Below are 17993 nucleotides of genomic sequence, written 5' to 3' on the forward strand. Positions count from 1 at the left end.
ATGAATTATCATGAGTTCTACTAATGAATTATCATGAGTTCTACTAATGAATTATCATGAGTTCTACTAATGAATTATCAATAACTCTACTGACGAATCTGCAATCGAGGCACCGATGATCCCACGGACGATCACCAACGAACTCTCCGCCATGCTGTCCTGGTTTCCGGTCGTTTCGATAACCGGACCACGGCAAAGCGGTAAGTCGACGCTCATCAGGAACGTTTTACCCGATTACGAATACGTCAATCTCGAAGACAAGACCACCCGCGCCAGCGCCACGGATGACCCTGTTGGTTTCATCCGATCACGCGGCGATAAACTCATCATCGACGAAGCACAGTACGCTCCGGACCTGTTCTCCCAGATTCAGGTCGAAGCCGACGCGCGCGGCACCATGGGGCAATACGTACTGTCCGGATCACAGAACTTCCTGATGGAGAAGCGTATCGGCCAATCGCTTGCCGGCCGCGTAGGCATGCTACGTCTACTGCCGCTGTCCTACACGGAGGCCAGACAATCAGACCCCGACCTCACCGTGGATGAATTCATGTTTCGGGGAGGATACCCTCACCTGTACGACGTGCCGATGCCCACCGGCATCTACTTCCGCGACTACACGGCCACCTACATCAGCCGGGATGTGGCGGAATATCTTGATGTGCGCAACGTCACCGACTTCAATGTCTTCCTGCGCCTGTGCGCGGAGAACGCGGGGAGCCTGCTCAATCTCAGCGGGTTGGCCCGTGATGCGGGTATCGCATTCAACACCGCCAAGGAATGGCTCTCCATTCTGGAGAAAAGCTTCATCGTCTTTCGTCTGCAGCCGTATTCGACGAATACGCGCAAACGACTCGTCAAAACGCCGAAGCTGTACTTCCATGACAGCGGACTACTTAACTATCTGCTGGGATTCCGCTCATCCGATGAATTGCTTGATTCTCCCAAACGCGGTGACGTATTCGAAAACCTTGTTGTGGTTGAGACTGCGAAACGCTATCTCAACCACAACAAGGAGGGCAATCTGCGCTTCTACCGGGATACGGCTCAAGCGGAGATCGATCTGATGGACGTCACCCAGCGAAGCGCTCCCCGACTCATCGAGATCAAGTCGGGGATGACTCCACGATCGGATTTCTTCAAACACCTCACCAAAGTCGGAGAAGAACTTAACGTGCCCGTCGACCGCAGAACGATCATCTACCGAGGCACGGAAAGTTTTAACTCCGCGAACGGCCGGTACATATCCATCGAAGATTATCTCCGAGACGAACCGGAAATCGTCATACCATAAGAAAGGCGATAGAGCCGCACCCTGAGTACACATAGCAAAGGCGCCCGCCGACCAGTACAGCAGTACATGACGGCGGGCGCCCTCTTATTGTTATTGCGCGCGATTGAGCAGGATCAGACGTGACCAGCCGACGGCAAGGCACCGGTGGCCACGCGACGATCACGGCAGAACCGCATACCGCGATCACAGGTGCGCGCGAAGGCCCTTCAAACGAGCGATCGTCAGGTCGCGGCCGATGATCTCCATCGACTCGAAGAGCGGCGGGGAGACGCGGCGACCGGACATGGCCACGCGCACCGGGCCGAAGGCGAGACGCGGCTTGTAGCCGCCGTCCTCCACGAGGGCCTTGTTGAGCGTCTCGTGCAGGGTGTCGGTCTTCCAATCGGCCTCGGAGACGCCCTCCAGCGCGGCGATCGCAAGATCGAGCACCACACCGGCGGAGTCCTTGAGCTGCTTACGTGCATCGTCGGTCGGCTCGAGATACTCGTCAGTGGACAGCAGGGAGCCGACCATGCCGGCGACCTCACCAAGCAGGCGCACGCCCAACCGGTCGTATGGCCGGCCATGCCCGCCGCACCTCGCGCACCGGTCCATATCATGCGCGTGCGGGCGCACCGGCACGATGACGACGCTCCCGTCACGCGGGTCGTCCTCGACGCGGGGCGTGGAGACCACGACGTTGGCGGGCAGGTGCAGCATGCGCTTGAGCGCGCCGGCTGATATGGTTGGCACAGGCGTTCCCTTGTTCCGGTTCTACTTTCTTGGCGGAAACAAACCATACAGGAGAACGCCCCTCTCATATCCCACACGAAAAAGCCCCGGCAAAGACGCCGAGGCACAACACCCCACCACACAAACTGGCGAAGACTCATTTTCGTTGTGGTCGTGTTCTTCTTGTACTACGTGTTGTCGTCCGAGGGAGGGCCGTGTGATGTCGCGTAGGGTCAGGGTCGTGCTGAGCGACGGCGATCGTCGCTTCCTGGAATCGATGGTGCGCCGTGGCGAGCACAAGGCCCGCGCGATAGCGCGCGCCCGCGTGCTGCTGGCGCTGGACGAGTCGGACGGCTCCCGCGTCCCGTCGCGCGCCGAGGCCGCGCGGCGCTGCCTGGTCAGCGAGCAGACCGTGAGCCGCGTCGCCGACAAATGGGAGGCGACGCGCGACGCGGCCGCCACGGTGAGCCGCAAGGAGCGCTCCTCGCCGCCCCGCGAGCCGAAGGTCACCGGGGACGTGGAGGTCAGGATCATCGCCATGGCGTGCTCGACGCCGCCCGAGGGGCGCGCGAGGTGGACGCTGCGCCTGCTGGAACGGCACGTCAAGCTGGACGACGGCCGGCCCGACCTGGACCATTCCACGATCGGCGTCGTGCTCAAGGGGGGGGGGGTGGTGGGAAGTGGCGAAAACGTTTGATTCCGTAGGGGCCGATACGTCGATTGGGGTGAATCGAGACTGAATGCGCGATGAGTCGCGATGGGGCTGCCACTCAGTGCATGTCAATCGGTTGATGTTCGTTGAGCGGCAGAAAACCGTGCCGCTCAACGCGATTTCGGTGGTTTTTCGCGTTGAACGGCAGACCAATCGGCGACAGGGGCGGTCCTTGCGATACCGGCCATTGCGGAATCGTTGGAAAACAGCCATTTTGACAACATGCCAAAAAGTCGGCGAGGCAGCAATGACGTATCGTCGTGCCGCTCAACGCCAAAAACACTGAAAAATGCGTTGAACGGCACAGCCAGAGCACAGCCGGACGGCACAGCTGCAGCACAGCTGGACAGTATGGCCGGACGGCACAGCCGAGGCGTGGCCGGACGGCATGACTGAGGTGGCGCGGCCCGGCGACACACACAATTGAGTCAGTCTGCGATGGCGCGGCCGAGTGTCTAGCACCTCCACCGGAAATTCGTTGGTCTCATCCCATCTCCCCTTGTCGGGGCGTCGCCGTTGGCCAAAACGTCACCGTGAAAAAACAGTTTCACCGTTTGCAGGCAACGTCGGGGCCGACAGGCGAGCCAGCATGACGCGCGCAGCGCGTCCGTAATCTCAGGACAAGCCAGACCGCGAAGCAGGCCTGAAGCAGGCCTGAGGAGCGGTCAATTCAACAATGAACTTACGGCGCAGGATACTAGCGTTCCGCGCAGCCCAAGCCCTCGTTCTGAATCAGCCGCAGCCACATGGCTAGATGCCAATCCTGATCGTTGGCAAGCGGATCAGCCACGTTCGCCGCTCGGCCATCCACACTGGAGGGGAACACGAACGCGCAGGTGGCGCTGCCATCAGCGTTGTAGTTGGCCATATTTTCTCGCAGAATCGCATCTGCAAGCCGATTGGTTTCCGGCGTATGCAGTTCGGCGGGCAGCCGAACCAGCGCCGTGGCCGTCAATGCGCTCCAGTAGTGCGGGAACACGTCGCCGAACATGCGGTTGATGCCGAACCAGTGGCCATCCCAGTGCCGAATGCTGATGCCGTACAGTCGGCAATCAGGCTGCGGCCCGCCAAAGGAGAGCAGCCAATCCAATCGTCCCTCGACCGCCGCCAGATAATCCGCATTGCCGGTGAAACGGTATGCAGAAAGCATCAGATTGACCAGCGGCGCCACCACAGACTGCTCGTAGGCCACTTCGTGCGCAGGCAAATCCTCTCCCACGCTGATGAAGTGGTTGGCGCTAGCCACCACGCGCTTGCGGAACTGGTCGGCTTCATTGGCACGTCCTGCCTTATCCAGCAATCGCGACAGATATTCCACGGTCTCGCCGTAGCTGATGGACAGGAACCGTTCTCCGCCAAGCTCGTTGAGCCGTTCGAGCAGATCGACGGCCAAATTCAGATCCGCCGCATCGCCAGTGGCGCGATAATGGTCGCAACAGAATTCCACCATCCACGGCACATCATAAAGACGTCCACCGAAGGTCGATTTCGGCTGGGATGAGCCACGCCGCATCTCGTAACGATCGTTGATCAGCCAATCCTTGGCGAAAGCGAACCAGCGGTCCACAATGTCTTGATAATCCGCACCAAGCCATTCTTGGTTGATGGCCTTTTGCAGCATTACGGCCATACCGATGCGCTCGGAGCCATCAGTCCAGTCCGGCCAACCGCCATCATCGGCGCGCAAACCGGTTCGGGCATCAACCGGCACAAAAGCGCCAGACATTGATCCTGGGCGGTCGGCGGCAATCTGATGAGAGGCGATGTAAGCCGCGCGAGAAACCACTGTGTCTTGCAAAGACCGATGGAACAGCACTTCGGTTTTCGCCGCGTCCGGCCCCGTGCCGATACGCACGTAATACGTGCCCGGCTCGCTGGCGGTCAGATAGTAGCCGCCGTTACTCGCCTCGATATCCAACCCATCCGTGATTGCGCTGACCGGCAGCGGTGTGGCGACATGGATGTGCCGCCCAACCGTTTCCGCGAATGAGGAGAAATGCGCAGGCTCCGGGTAGTGGGCCAGGAAAGCATCACGGTCGGCGTACCAGTCGAGCTCCCAGCTCAACACGTATGATGCCCCCGGCTCAAGCGCAATGGTCGGCTGACCGCCGAAAGCCTGCGGGTTGCGTGCGTAATCGGTGACCTGCAGCACGATATGACCGCGCACGTCCGAACCGGTGTTCTGATTGCGCGACTCAATCGAGTATCCCGCAAGCGCCCCCTCGGTGAGCTTCAGGCACAGGCAACGGTTAAACACGTCAGTGCCGCACATCGGTTCGGCAATCACCCATGACCAGCCGCCACCGGTGAACACATGCGCATTGACGCATTCGGCGAGCGCCTGCTTGGCGGAGGGGTACCTGTCGTTGAACGGAGTTTGGATGCCGAGCTCGGTGATGATCAGCGGACGATCGGTGATGTTCGTCCATTCGTAGCGCTCGGCGTATTTGGCGCCTCCGGTTCGCGTGACGTTCAGGCGCAATCCGGCCGGGGCCAAATCGTAGGTCTGGATCAGAGCGGCACCCCCATCGCCCGCTTGGGTGCGCTCTGCCGCATCCCAATGCGCAGACCCTGCCCCGGTGACTACGAACCCGGCACCCCAATAGTGTTCGACAGTATGCCAATCCACAGCTGAATCGATCAGATATTTGCGCGTAGGGTCGGCACTGACAAACCGCATGGGCAGTCCGGTGCAGGGATCGAATTCCACACGCCCGTTGTCGGTGTCGATCACGGGCGCGTCCACGGCTTCGGCGGCGACGTCGGTCTCGTTGACCTCGATGGCAAGAACGGTCATAACATCAACCTTTCACAGAGCCGGCCACCAGGCCGGAGACGATCCACTTCTGGCAGAACACGAAGAAGATGAACACGGGGAACAGCGCAATCACGGTGATGGCCATGAACAGCGGCCAGTTGGTGGAGAACTGTTGCACGGCGTTGAACACCTGCAATACCACGGTCTGGTTGTCCTGCGAGGAGAGGAATACGCTCGGGTAGAGGAAGTCGTTCCACGTGCCCATGACTTGGAACACCACCACGGTGGTCAGAATCGGTTTGATGAGCGGCAGCACGATCTTGAAGTAGATGGTGAACGGGCCGGCACCATCGATTCTGGCGGCTTCAAACAGCTCCTGCGGCAGGGATTTCATGTAGCCCACGATCAGGAAGTAGCAGAACACCGTGCTGCCGAGGTACAGCAGTATCAGGCCGAGCAGTGAGTCGACGAGTTCCCACGAGGATTCCATTTTGAACAGTGGCAGCAGGGTGGCTTGGGCGGGCACAGCGAAGGCGATCATGAGCACGGAACCGACCGCGGCCGTGAACCGCGACTTCTTCTGGATGATGCCGTAGGCGGCCATCGAGCCGAAGAACACCTGCAGGAAGACCGCCGCCACGGTGACGATCACGGTGTTGACGAACGCCCGGATAATCGTTCCGTCGGCGAATGCCTCGACGTAGTTGCCGCCCACCCATGGGTTCGGCAGACTGAACGGGTTCTTCGTCATGTCGATCGGGTCTTTGAACGAGCTGACGATGATGTAGTACAGCGGGAACGCGCACAGCAACGCCAATGCCAGAACCACGACGGTCCTGATGATTTTGGCAATCAGGTTCTTTTTTGACTGGATCATGCGAATCTCTTTTCAACGACACCGGAAATGGTCAGCTGCAGGAAGATCACGAGGATGCAGGCCACGGTGAACAGCGTGGCCAGAGCGGAGCCGAGGCCGTACTGGGACTGGCCGATGCCCCTGAGCAGCAGCGATTGGGTGATGGTATAGGTGGCATAGCCTGGGCCGCCGCCGGTTAACGTGTACGGCAGGTCGTAGATCTTGAGGCCGCCGGTCATGAGCAGGAACATGGAGGTCACGATGCCGGGCGTCAGCTGCGGCAGGGTGATATGGACGAACTGCTGGAAGGCGCCGGCGCCGTCCACGGTGGCTTGCTCGTACAGGTCTTTGGGGATGTTCTGCAGGAAGGCGATGTACAGGGTGGCGTGCCAGCCGACGCCCATCCACACGGCCACGAAGATCACGCAGAACCGCGCCAAGTTGTCTTGGGACAGCCAGCCTATGGGGCCGAGACCGAAGATGGCAAGGAACTTGTTGGCCACACCCGAACCGAGCGGGGAGAAGATGTACTGCCAGATCAGGCCGATGATGGCCTGCGCGGGCACGGACAGGAAGAAAAACAGCGAGCGCGCGAAGCCTTGGAACCACATCGCCTTGTTGAGCGTGACAGCTAGCGGGATGGCAAGAACAGTCACGAAGAAGGTGACGCCGAAGGCGTACAGCAGGGTGAAGCCCACGCTGCTCAGGAGGGTTGGATCGGAGAATATGGTGGCGTAGTTCTCAAGCCCCACGAAGTTGAAATCGGTGGAGTAGCCGTCGAAGTCGGTGAAGGAGTAGGCGAACGATTGCAGCAGCGGAATCAGCGTCAGGATGACGAAGATCGCGATAATCGGCAGTAGGAACCAGAACGACGCCATGTTGTCTTTGAACGACGCCGAGGTCCACCACTTCTTCTGCTTACTCGCCGTTCGGGGCGTTGCGGTAGCAGCGGTCATGAGTAAAGCCTTTGTCTTGGAGTTAGTTGCACAGGAGTATTGCAGTGTTTGGGACATGGCAAGAGCCCCGAACCGGCGGCGAGGAGGAGAATGCCGCCTGTTCGAGGCTCGTGCAGAGTCATCGGTCGCGAGCCTCGCGCAGGCCGATGGGAATCGCGGGCGTGCGGGAGTAGTCGCACGCCCGGAGTCGATGACGCCGGCCGTTCAGCCGGCGGTTCGAGCCGATGTCACTTGACGGAATTCCAAGTGTCGTCGAGCTTCGCGGCGGCCGCGGCAGGGGTCAGCTTGCCTTGGATGAGCTGCTGCTGGGCGGCGACATCCGCGGAGACCATCGTGGTGGCGGCCTTGCCCCAGTTGACCCAGTAGAACTTGCTCTTCTGCAGGTAGTCGGTGACGATTTCCTTGAATTCGTCCGGGACTTCGGCGGTGTACTTGCTGGAGATCGACTGCGTGCCGGCACCGGAGGTGAAGTCCTTCAGGCCCTGCTCGCTGTTGAGGAATGCCAGGAACTTCTTGGCGGCTTCCTGCTTTTCCTTGGAAGCCTTGGCGGCGATGGCGAAGCCCTGATCCGGGCCACCGTTAATCCATTGTTCGCTGCTCGGATAGGCCGGGAACGCGGCCACGCCGAAATTGATGCCGGACTTACGCAGCGTGTCGAGGTCCCACGGGCCGGAGCGGTAGAGGGCGGTGTTGCCGTTCATGAATTCGGATTTCTCCTGATCACCGTCGATGCCGAGGGTCTCCTGACCCAGGATGCCGTCCTCGACCATGCGGTAGTACTGCTTGAACACCGGGGTCCATTCCTTGGAGAACGTGGTTTTGCCGTTCCAAATGTCCTCATCCATCTGGGTGCTGCCCTCACCTGCGTAGTAGCTGGCAAGCAGTCCGACGAAGATGCCGGAAGGCTGGGTGTTGACGTTGGAGTCGAGCAACGGCGTGACGCCCATGGACTTCAGCTTCTTGCCCATGTCCAGAAATTCGTCCCAGGTCTTCGGGAATTCGTCGTAACCGGCCTTCTTGAGCAGGTCCTTGTTGTACACGATGCCGCCGTACCAAGCGGTGACCGGCATGCCGTAGGTCTTGCCGTCCTTCTGGAAGAGGGTGAAGTTGGAGTCGTCAATGCCGTCAAAGAAGTCGGAGCCGGTCAGGTCGAGGGCTGCGCCAGACTCCATCACGTCAGTGCGGTTATCCATTGTCAGGTTGAAGATGGTCGGCGGTTCGCCGCCAGCCAGACGGGTCTGCAGGGTCTGCACGTAATTCTTCGAGGTCTGCATTTCGATCTGGATGTTCGGGTTGGCCTTCTCGAAATCATCGATGACCTTGCCGATCTGGGTCTTGTTGAAGTATGACAGGAACGTCAGTTTCACCTTGCCGGCGGAGTTCCCGCCACACGCGGCCAGCGGAGCCACCAGCAGCGCCGACGCCACCGCAGCGCCGACGATCTTAACAATACGTTGTGAGGAAACCTTCATCGGTTTCTCCTTTCCTCGTTGATTTAATACGTATTGAAAACGTATCTTTACGATAGCACCGGTAGCCCAAAAACGCAAAACGAGACCTGCGAGATTGAGGATGGCCGATATCAGAAGAAGGTACTTTAGGTAACCGGTAAATCACTTGCAAATACAGCATTGGAGATATCCACATCAGACCCGACACGCCGAATCAATACGTATGAACCCTGTTGCCACAACCCAGTCCGCACACCACCCGAAAGACCCTTCCGAACCCAACCGCCAATCACTCATAGATAAATCGTATTAATATTAACTGCAAGCAGCTCGGCGGCCACGGCCGCCCGCACCGACTAATCTTATTCATGCGGCCCGCACACCGCCGCCGGCCACGCGACAGCAAAGGAACATCATGCCCAGGAAATCAACCACCATGACCAAGCCGCCCACCAGCAAGGACGTTGCCGCCCTGGCAGGGGTATCGCAAAGCACGGTGTCGTTCGTCGTCAACGGCAAGGACGTGGTGGCCGAGGCCACTCGCAAGCGCGTCGAAGAGGCGATGCGCAAACTCAACTACCAGCCCAACGCCGGCGCACGCACGCTGCGTACCTCAAAGACCAATATCATCGCCCTGTTCGTGGAGATGAACGAAGCTTCCGACGCCAACGAGACCACGCCGTACATCGACGCCATCGTCAAGGCCGCCCGCCAGCGTGATTACGACGTGATTCTGAACACCACGCATGACGGCGTGGCCGCACTCAAGCGCATGGCGGGCAAATCCATCTGCGACGGATTCATTCTGATGGATGTGCGTAGTGAAGATCCCCGAGTGCCGATCGCCACCGAACTCAATCTGCCGGTAGTGCTTGAAGGCCGCACCAACAATCCTATGGGCTTGGACTCGGTAGACGCCGACGGCCGCGTGGCCGCACGACTGGCGGTCGACGAGCTGGCGCAGACCGGACACCATCATGTGGCCATGGTCGGGCCTCAGCTCGGCACCGACGTGCACGAGTACAGCTTCGTTGAGGATTACTACACCGCCGCACATGATCGCGCCATGAAACACGGCATGGAATTCTCCATCGTGCAACGCCTCGGCGACGGCTGGGACGGCATTGAAAGCACCGCCAACCAGCTGTTGGCGCACGTCGATGACCGACTGGGCATCATTGTGCGCCAGCCGCGCCCGACCGAATGGTTGCTGCGCACGTTGCGCCGGCATGACGCGATTCCGGGGCAGGACGTTTCCGTGGTGTCCTATTGTTCCGACTTCGCGGCGGCCTCATTCGAATGGCCAGTCACCAATGTCTCGACCTTGCCGGAACAGCTCTCAGAGCGTGCGGCCGACATCCTCTTCGACCGATTGAACGGCGACACCGGCGACGCCCATTTCGAGCTGCTGGCCCCCACCACCATCACCCGCCGAAACACCATTATCGATTGGAATGCCCGGTAGGCAAAACCTTGCATTGCAACGATTTCCGCTCGCTACTGATGCATTATCAGACAATCTGCCGATGGATTTGCATACAACCTATTAATGAATTTGCAGGCAAGACCCGATTCCTCTGAGTGAATGCACAAAGGCGGGCATCCGTGTGAATAGATGCCCGCCTTCGACTCCCCTCAGTCACGCTTCGCGTGACAGCTCAGCCGCAACTCAGGACGGGGCATGCCCGCAGTCCCACTGGTTCGACTATCGTCTCATCCTCAGCTACAGACAGCCCACCGGGCTGTTTGCTTAACGCCTCAGCCTCACCCGAGGGGAGCCGACAATGGGGTTCACAGGTGCTCGGCCAGGCCCTTGAGGCGGGCGAGCGTGACGTCCTTGCCGATGATCTCCATCGACTCGAACAGCGGCGGGGAGACGCGGCGGCCGGACATGGCCACGCGCACCGGGCCGAAGGCGAGACGCGGCTTGTAGCCGCCGTCCTCCACGAGGGCCTTATTGAGCGTCTCGTGCAGGGTGTCGGTCTTCCAATCGGCCTCGTCAACACCCTCCAGCGCGGCGATCGCAAGATCGAGCACCACACCGGCGGAGTCCTTGAGCTGCTTACGTGCATCGTCGGTCGGCTCGAGATACTCGTCAGTGGACAGCAGGGAGCCGACCATGCCGGCGACCTCGCCAAGCAGTCGCACGCGGGTCTGGACGAGCGGCGCGGCGGCGGTGAGGATCGTCTTCTCACGGTCCGTGAGCGCATCCCAGTTGTCCGCGGAGACGACGCCGTCACGGTTGAGGTACGGCACGGAACGGTTGAGGAAGTCCTGCGGCTCGAGCATGCGCACATGCTCGGCGTTGATCGAGATAGCCTTGTCGAGGTCGAAGCGGGCCGGGTTGGCCTTGACGTCACGCACGTCGAACTTCTCGATCATCTCGTCCATCGAGAACACGTCACGGTCCGGGGCGATGGACCAGCCGAGCAGGGCGAGGTAGTTGAGCAGGCCCTCACGGATGAAGCCGGCGTCACGGTGGTTGAACAGGTTCGACTCCGGATCGCGCTTGGAGAGCTTCTTGTTGCCCTGGCCCATCACGTACGGCATGTGGCCGAACAGCGGGGTCTGCTTGGCGATGCCCAGCTCCTTCAGGTAACGGTAAAGCACGATCTGACGCGGGGTGGAGCTCAGCAGATCCTCGCCGCGCAGGACGACGTTGATGTTCATCATCGCGTCGTCGACCGGGTTGGTCAGCGTGTACAGGGCGTCGCCGTTCGGGCGGACGATCACGTAGTCCGGCACGGAACCGGCCTTGAACTCGATGGTGCCGCGGATGAGGTCGTCGAAGGCGATGTCCTCGTCGGGCATGCGGATGCGCAGCGCGGGCTTGCGACCCTCGGCGCGGAAGGCGGCCTTCTGCTCCTCGGTGAGGTCACGGTCGTAGCCGTCGTAGCCGAACTCGGCCGGACGGCCTGCGGCGATGTTGCGTTCCTTGATCTCCTCTGGCGTGGAGAAGGACTCGTAGGCGTAGCCGGCCTCGAGCAGCCTGGCGGCGACGTCCTTGTAGATCTCGGTGCGCTCGGACTGACGGTACGGGCCGTCCGGGCCGCCGACCTCGATGCCCTCGTCCCAGTCGATGCCCAGCCAGCGCAGGGATTCGAGGATCTGGTTGTAGCTCTCCTCGCTATCGCGCGCGGCGTCGGTGTCCTCGATGCGGAACACGAGCTTGCCGCCGGTGGCGCGCGCCTCGGCCCAGTTGAACAGGGCGGTGCGGATCATGCCGACGTGGGGGGTGCCGGTCGGGGACGGGCAGAAACGGACACGAACGTCCTTCGGAAGTTCGGGCTTATGGTTTTTCGCATTTTCAGCTTCAGTCATAGGTTCCATTCTGCCGCGCAAGCGGGACGTGGAACGGGAACGTTCACGGGGATCGCGGCGTTCGCTCATCCACCGGATTATCCACCGGTTCCACATGGCAGACAGCGCCGATTGCCCGGCGCCGATCAGGCTGGAACAATGGCGAGCGCGGAAGGTCGTGCCGGGCACAGCGTGGTGACCGGCACGGCTGAAGCATCTCCATCGACCATCGATCCAATCACAGGTAAGGAAGCTTCCATGACCAACCCATTCACCCACGATCCCGCAAGGTTCCCCGACCCGGACAACAACACGGACGGCAACACGGACGGCAATGCGACCGGCAGTGCGAACGGCATGCCGCCGTCGTATCCTCCCCACGGCACGCAGACGAATCCATATGGCATTCCCAACTACAGCAATCCCAACGATTCCGGCGGATTCAACACCGATCGGACGTACCAAGATTGGTCGAGAGGGGAATCGCGAACCGGCTACAGCACAAACGGCACCAGAGCCGGCACCGGTACCGGCACCGGCGCTCCCCCGCTGCACCAGCCGTATTACGGCTGCCCGCCGCAGGAGGCGTTCGTGCGATTCTTCAAGAAGTACGTGACGGTCTCGGGCCGCGCCTCGCGCAGCGAGTACTGGTGGTGGATGCTGATCGCGTTCGGCATCGCCCTCGCGCTGCGATTCCTCGCCAATGCGACCGATGGCGCTCTCGGATTCCTCGGCACGATCTGGGCGCTGGGCACGCTGGTTCCCGGGTTCGCGATCGCGATACGTCGACTGCATGACTCCAATCGTCCGGGATGGCTGGTCGTCACGCCATACGCACTGGGGTTCGGCGGCGCGATCATCATCCTCATCGGTGCCGCGAGCGCGCTGTCCGGAGCGATCGGCGCACTCGGTTCCGGCAGCTCCGGCGGGCATGTGGCGGCCGGCGTGGGAGGCGGCATCGCGTTCCTCGTCGGCATCGTCGTGGCTCTCGCCGGAGTCGTCGTCAACATCGTGCTGATGCTGGCGCCGAGCAGGCCGGAGGGCGCGCGGTTCGACGCCGTATGACGCGATGTCCGACGTCGCGCCTGCCACACAACGCGATATCTCACGGAAATCGCATTGTGTGGCAGTAATTCGTACCGTTCCTCAGCCGCCGACGCTCAGCGAGCAATCGCGCCGATCAAGCCCAGCGCGTCGAGCGCGAAGCCGGTCGGACCGACGGCGGCGGTGCGGAAGACGACCGTGTGCTCGCCGTATGCGAGGTCACGCAGGCGGAACTGGCAGCGCAGCGAACCGTTCGTCGCATGGACCGGCGCGGCCGCACGCACCTGGACGCCGTCGACGAAGACGTCCAGTCGAGCCGAGCCGTCGGACGGGCCGAACAGGTCGATTCCGGTGCCGGTGAACGTCAGCGCGACCGACGCCCCGGCCACGGCGGCGCGGGAGATCGTGCGCATGTAGGTGAACATGCCCTGACCGTTGTCGTGCGTCCACGGACCGCTGTAGCGCAGGATCTCGGAACCGTCGTCCCACGAACGCATGTGCATGTCGTCGATGAGCTGGTCGTAGTACGGCGCGAATCCTGTCACGCGTTCGACGCGCAGGTTGGAGAAGCGCACGTGATCGAAGCTGGTGCCGAGGTTGACGCGGCCCGCCGACTGCAGCGAGGCGTCGGACCACGTGGCGATCTGCGCGCCGTTGACGAACACGGTGGCGGTGTCGCCGGCGACGCGCAGCGTGATCGTGTTCCACGAGCCGGCGCCCGGCGCGAACGGCGTGGTGCCGGCCTCCGCCGCGCGCTTGCGCAGATCCTCGAGGTGACCGCGGCGCACCTCGTTGCCGAAGTTGCGCAGCAGCCAGATGCCGTCGGCGCGGATCTTGAAGTCGACGCCGCAGATGTCGGTGGTGAACTTGTTGCCACCCATCTCGCGCGCTCCGACGACCACGTACGGCGAACGGCCCGGATAGTCCTCGAACTTCACATCGACGGACACCTGGTAGTCGGTCCAGCGCATGTCGCCGAGCGCGGTGCGCGGCTCGCCTTCGATCCACGCGTTGCCGGCGTGGTTCCAGTCGATCTGCTGACGCAGCACATGGCCGCGTTCCGGATCGGGGACGATCTCGAACGCGCCGTTGGTGTCGGTGGTATAGCGCGCGGTCGCACCGGCCTGCCCGCCGCGCGACTCGAGATAGTCCTCACGGGCGAGCGCGTCGAACTTGTATACGTCGACCGGCTGTTCGCCCTCGTAGCGGAAGTCGTCGGCGTAGAGAACACCGTGTTCGGGATCGACGTCGAGGACCGGGCGCGCGTTCTCGGCGGTGTGCGGCAGGTCGTACTCGTAGCCGGGCTTCGGCGTGTAGCGGCCTTCGTCGGTCCGGCCGGAGCGGTCGGCGGTGTCGTCGGGCGCGGGGCCGAAGGTGTCGAGCGTGGTCGCGGTGATGATGCTCCACGGTTCGACGGTCAGCGTGTAGGAGACGGTGGAGTCGGCGGAACCGGAAGCCCCCGCCGCGGGAACCTCGGAGGTCTCGTCGGGGTAGGTCGGCGGCACGATGGTGAGCGGACGGCGGTAGTTCGCGTCGTACGCCTCGCCGGACTCGGGATCGCAGGCCTTGGTGACCCAGATCTGCAGCGGCTTGCCGAACGCCTTGAGCGCGGAATCGGCGGTGATGACGTAGGTCTTCGGGCGCGCGGAGTCGTTGACGATGATGGTGCTGAAGTCCTTGCCGTCCGGCGAGGCGAGCGTCAGGTAGGAGGGTTCGCCGTGGCGGGCGCCGGCGACGGGGTTGTTGCCGCCGACCTCGCTGCCGGATGCGGACGGGATGGCACGCCAGATGCCGTCGACCTCGGTGCCGTCGTGCAGACGGGTGAAGCCGAGCTTGGCGAACTTGGTGAAGTGCTCCAGGACGGCGCAGCCGGCGTCGTAGTAGATCCAGCCGCTCCACGGGTCGCGTGCGGAGATGAGCTCCTTGGAGGCGTATTCCATGTTCTCGTAGCACGAGCCGATGGCCGGCTGGTAGATCGCGTGCGTGCGGCGCGATTCGACGAAGCCCTTGATCAGGGTGTTGGCCATTTCGAGGGCGCTGCCGGATCCGCCGATGCCGGTGCCGGTGCGCTCGCCGAGGCCGTCGTCCATCGTGTTGTTCGGGCGATCGGCGGAGTTCGAGAACGTGGCCTGTGCCTCCGAGTTCCAGACCTCCTTGTCGAATTCGTCGGCGAGACGCGTGAAGTTGCCGTCCTGATCGTCCTCGACGGAGTAGTGGTAGGAGGCCACGTCCATCGCGTCCATGTATGTGGGGTTGGCGATCACGTCGCCGCCGAAGGTGCCGGTGACCTCCTCGTCGGAGGTGATGACCTTGATCGCGTGGAACAGGCTGCGTTCCTCGTCGCTCGCGAAGCCGGCGTTCGGATCGTCGGGACCGTTGCCGATGAAGCCCTCCTCGTCGGTGCGGACGCGGTGCGCGAAGTCAGCGACCCATTCGAGGTCGGCGGTGCGCTCGTTGACGTCCGGGTTGACCGAGTCGATCATGAAGCCGTATTCGCGGTAGGCGGCGAGGATCGTGTTCTTGTACCACCTGTAGACGTCCTCGTTGGAGTGGACCCAGGTGGGGACCATCCAGCGCAGGATGCTCACGTGCACGTCCGGCTGGTAGCGCCGGGCATCGGCGGCGAGCTGGAAGCCCGGCTCGCGGCGCACCTGCGGGTATTCGTCCCGATCGCGCATCGTGGCGACGTTCGGGCCGGTGGAGTTGTTGCGGTCGTTGCCCATCTCGACCTTGACGGTGTTCATGAGCGGGTGATCGCCGGCGAACAGGGTCTCCAACAGCGTCCAGTAGGATTCGAGGCTTTCGGCCTTGTAGTCCATGAGGAGGCTGGAGGTGGCGTTGCCGGACAGAAGTCCGAAGCCCTTGTAGGTCAGACCGTTGCGGTTCTTCGCGGCCCGCTCGACGTCGGCGGCGTTGAGGGCGATGCGGACGGTCTGCGGCCATGCGCCGCTTCCGGTGTCGTTGCCGGCGTCGGTCTTGGCGTCCGTTGCAGTGCGACCTGCGGTCGTGTCAACCATGATGTTCTCTTTTCTGATCAATGATCACAGACAACTTTGTGCATGATCAATCATAAATGATTATGAATGCTCACACTACCCAAACGCCGAAAAACCGATCCCGGATTGACCGTCGCCCGAAATGTCAGGCGCCGGTCAATCCGGGATGGACCCGCGGACGGGAACTCCGTTCGCAACGACTCCGCTCAGAACAGCTCAGAACAGGGTCTCGTCGTGGTCGTCGGCGGGGTGAGGCGTGTAGGTGATCTCGAACTCGTCGTCGGCCGGGGCGTCGGTGGTGTTGAATGCGCCGGCGTTGGACTTGTGCAGGCTCACGGTGCCGTAGGCGGGGACGGTGACCTTCTGCCAGCGCGCGCCCTCGCCGTTGATCTCGACGGCTGCCTCGATGTCCTTAGCGGTCGGGTTGTAGAGGATGGCGGCCAGATCGCCGTTGTCGGCGACGAAGGCGACGGAGCCGAGTCCGCCGTGACGGCCGTCGCGCGTGTAGTTGGACGAGGCGACGCGGTGGGAGCCGACCTTCACGTCCTGGCCGAAGTTGCGCAGCATGAAGTATTCGAGGTTGCGCTTGACCTTGCCGGTGGACGAGTCGATGGTGATGACGCCGCGGCGGCCGGAGGTGCCGGCGTAGCTCGGGAAGCCCTGCTCGTCGAGCGCCATGTTCCACAGGTTGATCAGGCCCATGCCGTTGCGCACGAGCCAGGTGCCGATCTCGCCGAACATGACGTGGCTGGCCTCGTCGACGGTCTCGTCGAGCATGCAGCGGCGTTCGGTCATCGCGACCTTCCAGTTCGGGAACTGGCGGGCGCCGTTGTGGATCCACTCGGGCAGGCCGGAGTAGGTATGGAAGGCGACGCCAGCGAAGGCGGACGCCTGGGCCGGGGTCATGTACTCGCTCACCGGACGCTGGTAGAAGCGCAGGGAGTCGTCGCCGAAGTAGATCTCAACGTCCGGGAACGAGCGGTCGAGGGCCGGGCGCAGGTATTCGGAGCCCCACTTGGCGAGCTCCTCGGGGGTCCACACGGTGATCGGCCACGGGCAGCCGTTGCTCGGCTCGTTCTGCATGGTCACGGAGGTGATGTGGATGCCGTACTTGGCGTACGCGGCGATGAACTTGACGAAGTACTGCGCGTACACGTAGTCGATGGTGTCCTGGTAGCGGTAGCCGTTGCCGACGTATTCGCCAAGGCGCAGGCGGCCGGCGCCGGAGAGCACGCCGGAGGTCTTCATCCACGCCGGGGCGGACCACGGGGAGGCCATGATCTTGACGGCCGGGTTGATCCTTACGATCTCCTGCAGGACCGGGATCACGTTCTTGAGGTCGCGGGTGGCGTCCGGAGCGCCCGGCTCGCCCTCGCCGATGGAGAAGTACTGCAGGGAGGCGTCGGCGGCGACGCCTTCGGGCAGGTCGTCGTAGGAGTAGTACTTCTGGCTGGAGAAGTCGCACGAGCCGATGGAGATGCGCACGGAGGAGAAGCCGCCCTGCTCGGGGCTGAACATCTCCTCGAGGATGGCGTGGCGCTGCTCGGGGCTCATCGAGTTCATAAACAGGGAGGCGGAGGAGTCGGTGATCGCGGCGCCGACGCCCTCCCACATCTGATAGCGGCGGGTCGGGTCGATGATGACCGGAACGGCGTCGCCGTGATCACTTTCGATCACCGGCGTGTCGATTTCGGCGCGACGATCGGCGAGATCACCCGTCGTGCGGGTCCAGCGCTCATGCGCAAACGGATTGAGAAACTCGGTCATACTGACCACTCCTTCGTGCTACCGGCGGGCTACTGGCGCAAGCGATTCCGCCTGTCCAATCGACCTCGCCACGTGGCTTCCTTGTATTTTCCGTACATGCTCAGTATATACGCGACACGCACGTCATAACTTTTTCAATCTTTTTTTG

General features: G+C 62.1%; 12 protein-coding genes and 1 pseudogene. 4 read left to right on the forward strand and 9 right to left on the reverse strand.

The window, feature by feature from the left end; translation table 11 throughout:
* Window positions 1–115 precede the first annotated feature (115 nt).
* Window positions 116–1294, forward strand: coding sequence for an ATP-binding protein (locus tag EMB92_RS05620; RefSeq protein ID WP_150394073.1), 1179 nt, complete (start codon window positions 116–118; stop codon window positions 1292–1294).
* 183 nt (window positions 1295–1477) lie between these two features.
* Here the strand turns inward: EMB92_RS05620 and EMB92_RS05625 are convergent.
* Window positions 1478–1834: pseudogene (locus tag EMB92_RS05625) on the reverse strand (glutamate--tRNA ligase); the annotation flags it as partial.
* 412 nt (window positions 1835–2246) lie between these two features.
* On the opposite strand from EMB92_RS05625, the gene EMB92_RS05630 reads away from it, so the two are divergent.
* Window positions 2247–2702, forward strand: coding sequence for a helix-turn-helix domain-containing protein (locus EMB92_RS05630; protein WP_223847591.1), 456 nt, complete (start codon window positions 2247–2249; stop codon window positions 2700–2702).
* A gap of 73 nt (window positions 2703–2775) precedes the next feature.
* Here the strand turns inward: EMB92_RS05630 and EMB92_RS05635 are convergent, their stop codons facing one another.
* From EMB92_RS05635 to EMB92_RS05655, 5 genes are all read right to left on the reverse strand, one after another.
* A complete protein-coding gene (locus EMB92_RS05635; protein WP_150394075.1) occupies window positions 2776–3057 on the reverse strand; it encodes a hypothetical protein in 282 nt (93 codons plus the stop codon).
* 357 nt (window positions 3058–3414) lie between these two features.
* Window positions 3415–5514 carry a hypothetical protein gene (locus tag EMB92_RS05640; RefSeq protein ID WP_223847592.1) on the reverse strand — a complete coding sequence of 700 codons (2100 nt, stop codon included), beginning with the start codon at window positions 5512–5514 and terminating at the stop codon, window positions 3415–3417.
* A gap of 4 nt (window positions 5515–5518) precedes the next feature.
* Window positions 5519–6352, reverse strand: a complete 834-nt coding sequence (locus EMB92_RS05645; RefSeq protein WP_150394076.1) for a carbohydrate ABC transporter permease — start codon at window positions 6350–6352, stop codon at window positions 5519–5521.
* A complete protein-coding gene (locus EMB92_RS05650; protein WP_150394077.1) occupies window positions 6349–7287 on the reverse strand; it encodes a carbohydrate ABC transporter permease in 939 nt (312 codons plus the stop codon). The genes EMB92_RS05645 and EMB92_RS05650 overlap by 4 nt, the downstream gene beginning before the upstream one ends.
* A 227-nt stretch (window positions 7288–7514) precedes the next feature.
* The gene (locus EMB92_RS05655; RefSeq protein ID WP_150394078.1) at window positions 7515–8759 is read right to left on the reverse strand and encodes an ABC transporter substrate-binding protein; all 1245 of its coding nucleotides are present in this window, start codon (window positions 8757–8759) and stop codon (window positions 7515–7517) included.
* 394 nt (window positions 8760–9153) lie between these two features.
* Here EMB92_RS05655 and EMB92_RS05660 point away from each other — a divergent pair, with 394 nt between their 5' ends.
* The gene (locus EMB92_RS05660) at window positions 9154–10203 is read left to right on the forward strand and encodes a LacI family DNA-binding transcriptional regulator (protein ID WP_150394079.1); all 1050 of its coding nucleotides are present in this window, start codon (window positions 9154–9156) and stop codon (window positions 10201–10203) included.
* Window positions 10204–10529: 326 nt separating this feature from the next.
* On the opposite strand, the gene gltX is transcribed toward EMB92_RS05660, so the two are convergent.
* Window positions 10530–12068 (reverse strand): glutamate--tRNA ligase, encoded by a 1539-nt coding sequence (gltX, locus tag EMB92_RS05665; protein WP_395951821.1) that lies wholly within the window; start codon window positions 12066–12068, stop codon window positions 10530–10532.
* Between the two features lie 228 nt (window positions 12069–12296).
* Between gltX and EMB92_RS05670 the strand changes: the two genes are divergently transcribed.
* Window positions 12297–13103, forward strand: a complete 807-nt coding sequence (locus EMB92_RS05670; protein ID WP_190973569.1) for a DUF805 domain-containing protein — start codon at window positions 12297–12299, stop codon at window positions 13101–13103.
* Window positions 13104–13198: 95 nt separating this feature from the next.
* Here the strand turns inward: EMB92_RS05670 and EMB92_RS05675 are convergent, their stop codons facing one another.
* Both EMB92_RS05675 and EMB92_RS05680 read right to left on the reverse strand, forming a co-directional pair.
* On the reverse strand, window positions 13199–16099 hold the full coding sequence (locus tag EMB92_RS05675) for a family 16 glycoside hydrolase (protein WP_150394082.1): 2901 nt from the start codon (window positions 16097–16099) through the stop codon (window positions 13199–13201).
* Window positions 16100–16294: 195 nt separating this feature from the next.
* The gene (locus EMB92_RS05680) at window positions 16295–17845 is read right to left on the reverse strand and encodes a glycoside hydrolase family 30 protein (protein ID WP_043165568.1); all 1551 of its coding nucleotides are present in this window, start codon (window positions 17843–17845) and stop codon (window positions 16295–16297) included.
* Between the last annotated feature and the right edge of the window lie 148 nt (window positions 17846–17993).

Source organism: Bifidobacterium callitrichos (assembly GCF_008698085.1).
Taxonomy (GTDB): domain Bacteria; phylum Actinomycetota; class Actinomycetes; order Actinomycetales; family Bifidobacteriaceae; genus Bifidobacterium; species Bifidobacterium callitrichos.

Coding starts and splice junctions, on each gene's coding strand:
- EMB92_RS05620 (WP_150394073.1), top strand. CDS start 116: ATGATCCCACGGACGATCACCAACGAACTCTCCGCCATGCTGTCCTGG.
- EMB92_RS05640 (WP_223847592.1), bottom strand. CDS start 5,514: ATGACCGTTCTTGCCATCGAGGTCAACGAGACCGACGTCGCCGCCGAA.
- EMB92_RS05645 (WP_150394076.1), bottom strand. CDS start 6,352: ATGATCCAGTCAAAAAAGAACCTGATTGCCAAAATCATCAGGACCGTC.
- EMB92_RS05650 (WP_150394077.1), bottom strand. CDS start 7,287: ATGACCGCTGCTACCGCAACGCCCCGAACGGCGAGTAAGCAGAAGAAG.
- EMB92_RS05655 (WP_150394078.1), bottom strand. CDS start 8,759: ATGAAGGTTTCCTCACAACGTATTGTTAAGATCGTCGGCGCTGCGGTG.
- EMB92_RS05660 (WP_150394079.1), top strand. CDS start 9,154: ATGCCCAGGAAATCAACCACCATGACCAAGCCGCCCACCAGCAAGGAC.
- gltX (WP_395951821.1), bottom strand. CDS start 12,068: ATGGAACCTATGACTGAAGCTGAAAATGCGAAAAACCATAAGCCCGAA.
- EMB92_RS05670 (WP_190973569.1), top strand. CDS start 12,297: ATGACCAACCCATTCACCCACGATCCCGCAAGGTTCCCCGACCCGGAC.
- EMB92_RS05675 (WP_150394082.1), bottom strand. CDS start 16,099: ATGGTTGACACGACCGCAGGTCGCACTGCAACGGACGCCAAGACCGAC.
- EMB92_RS05680 (WP_043165568.1), bottom strand. CDS start 17,845: ATGACCGAGTTTCTCAATCCGTTTGCGCATGAGCGCTGGACCCGCACG.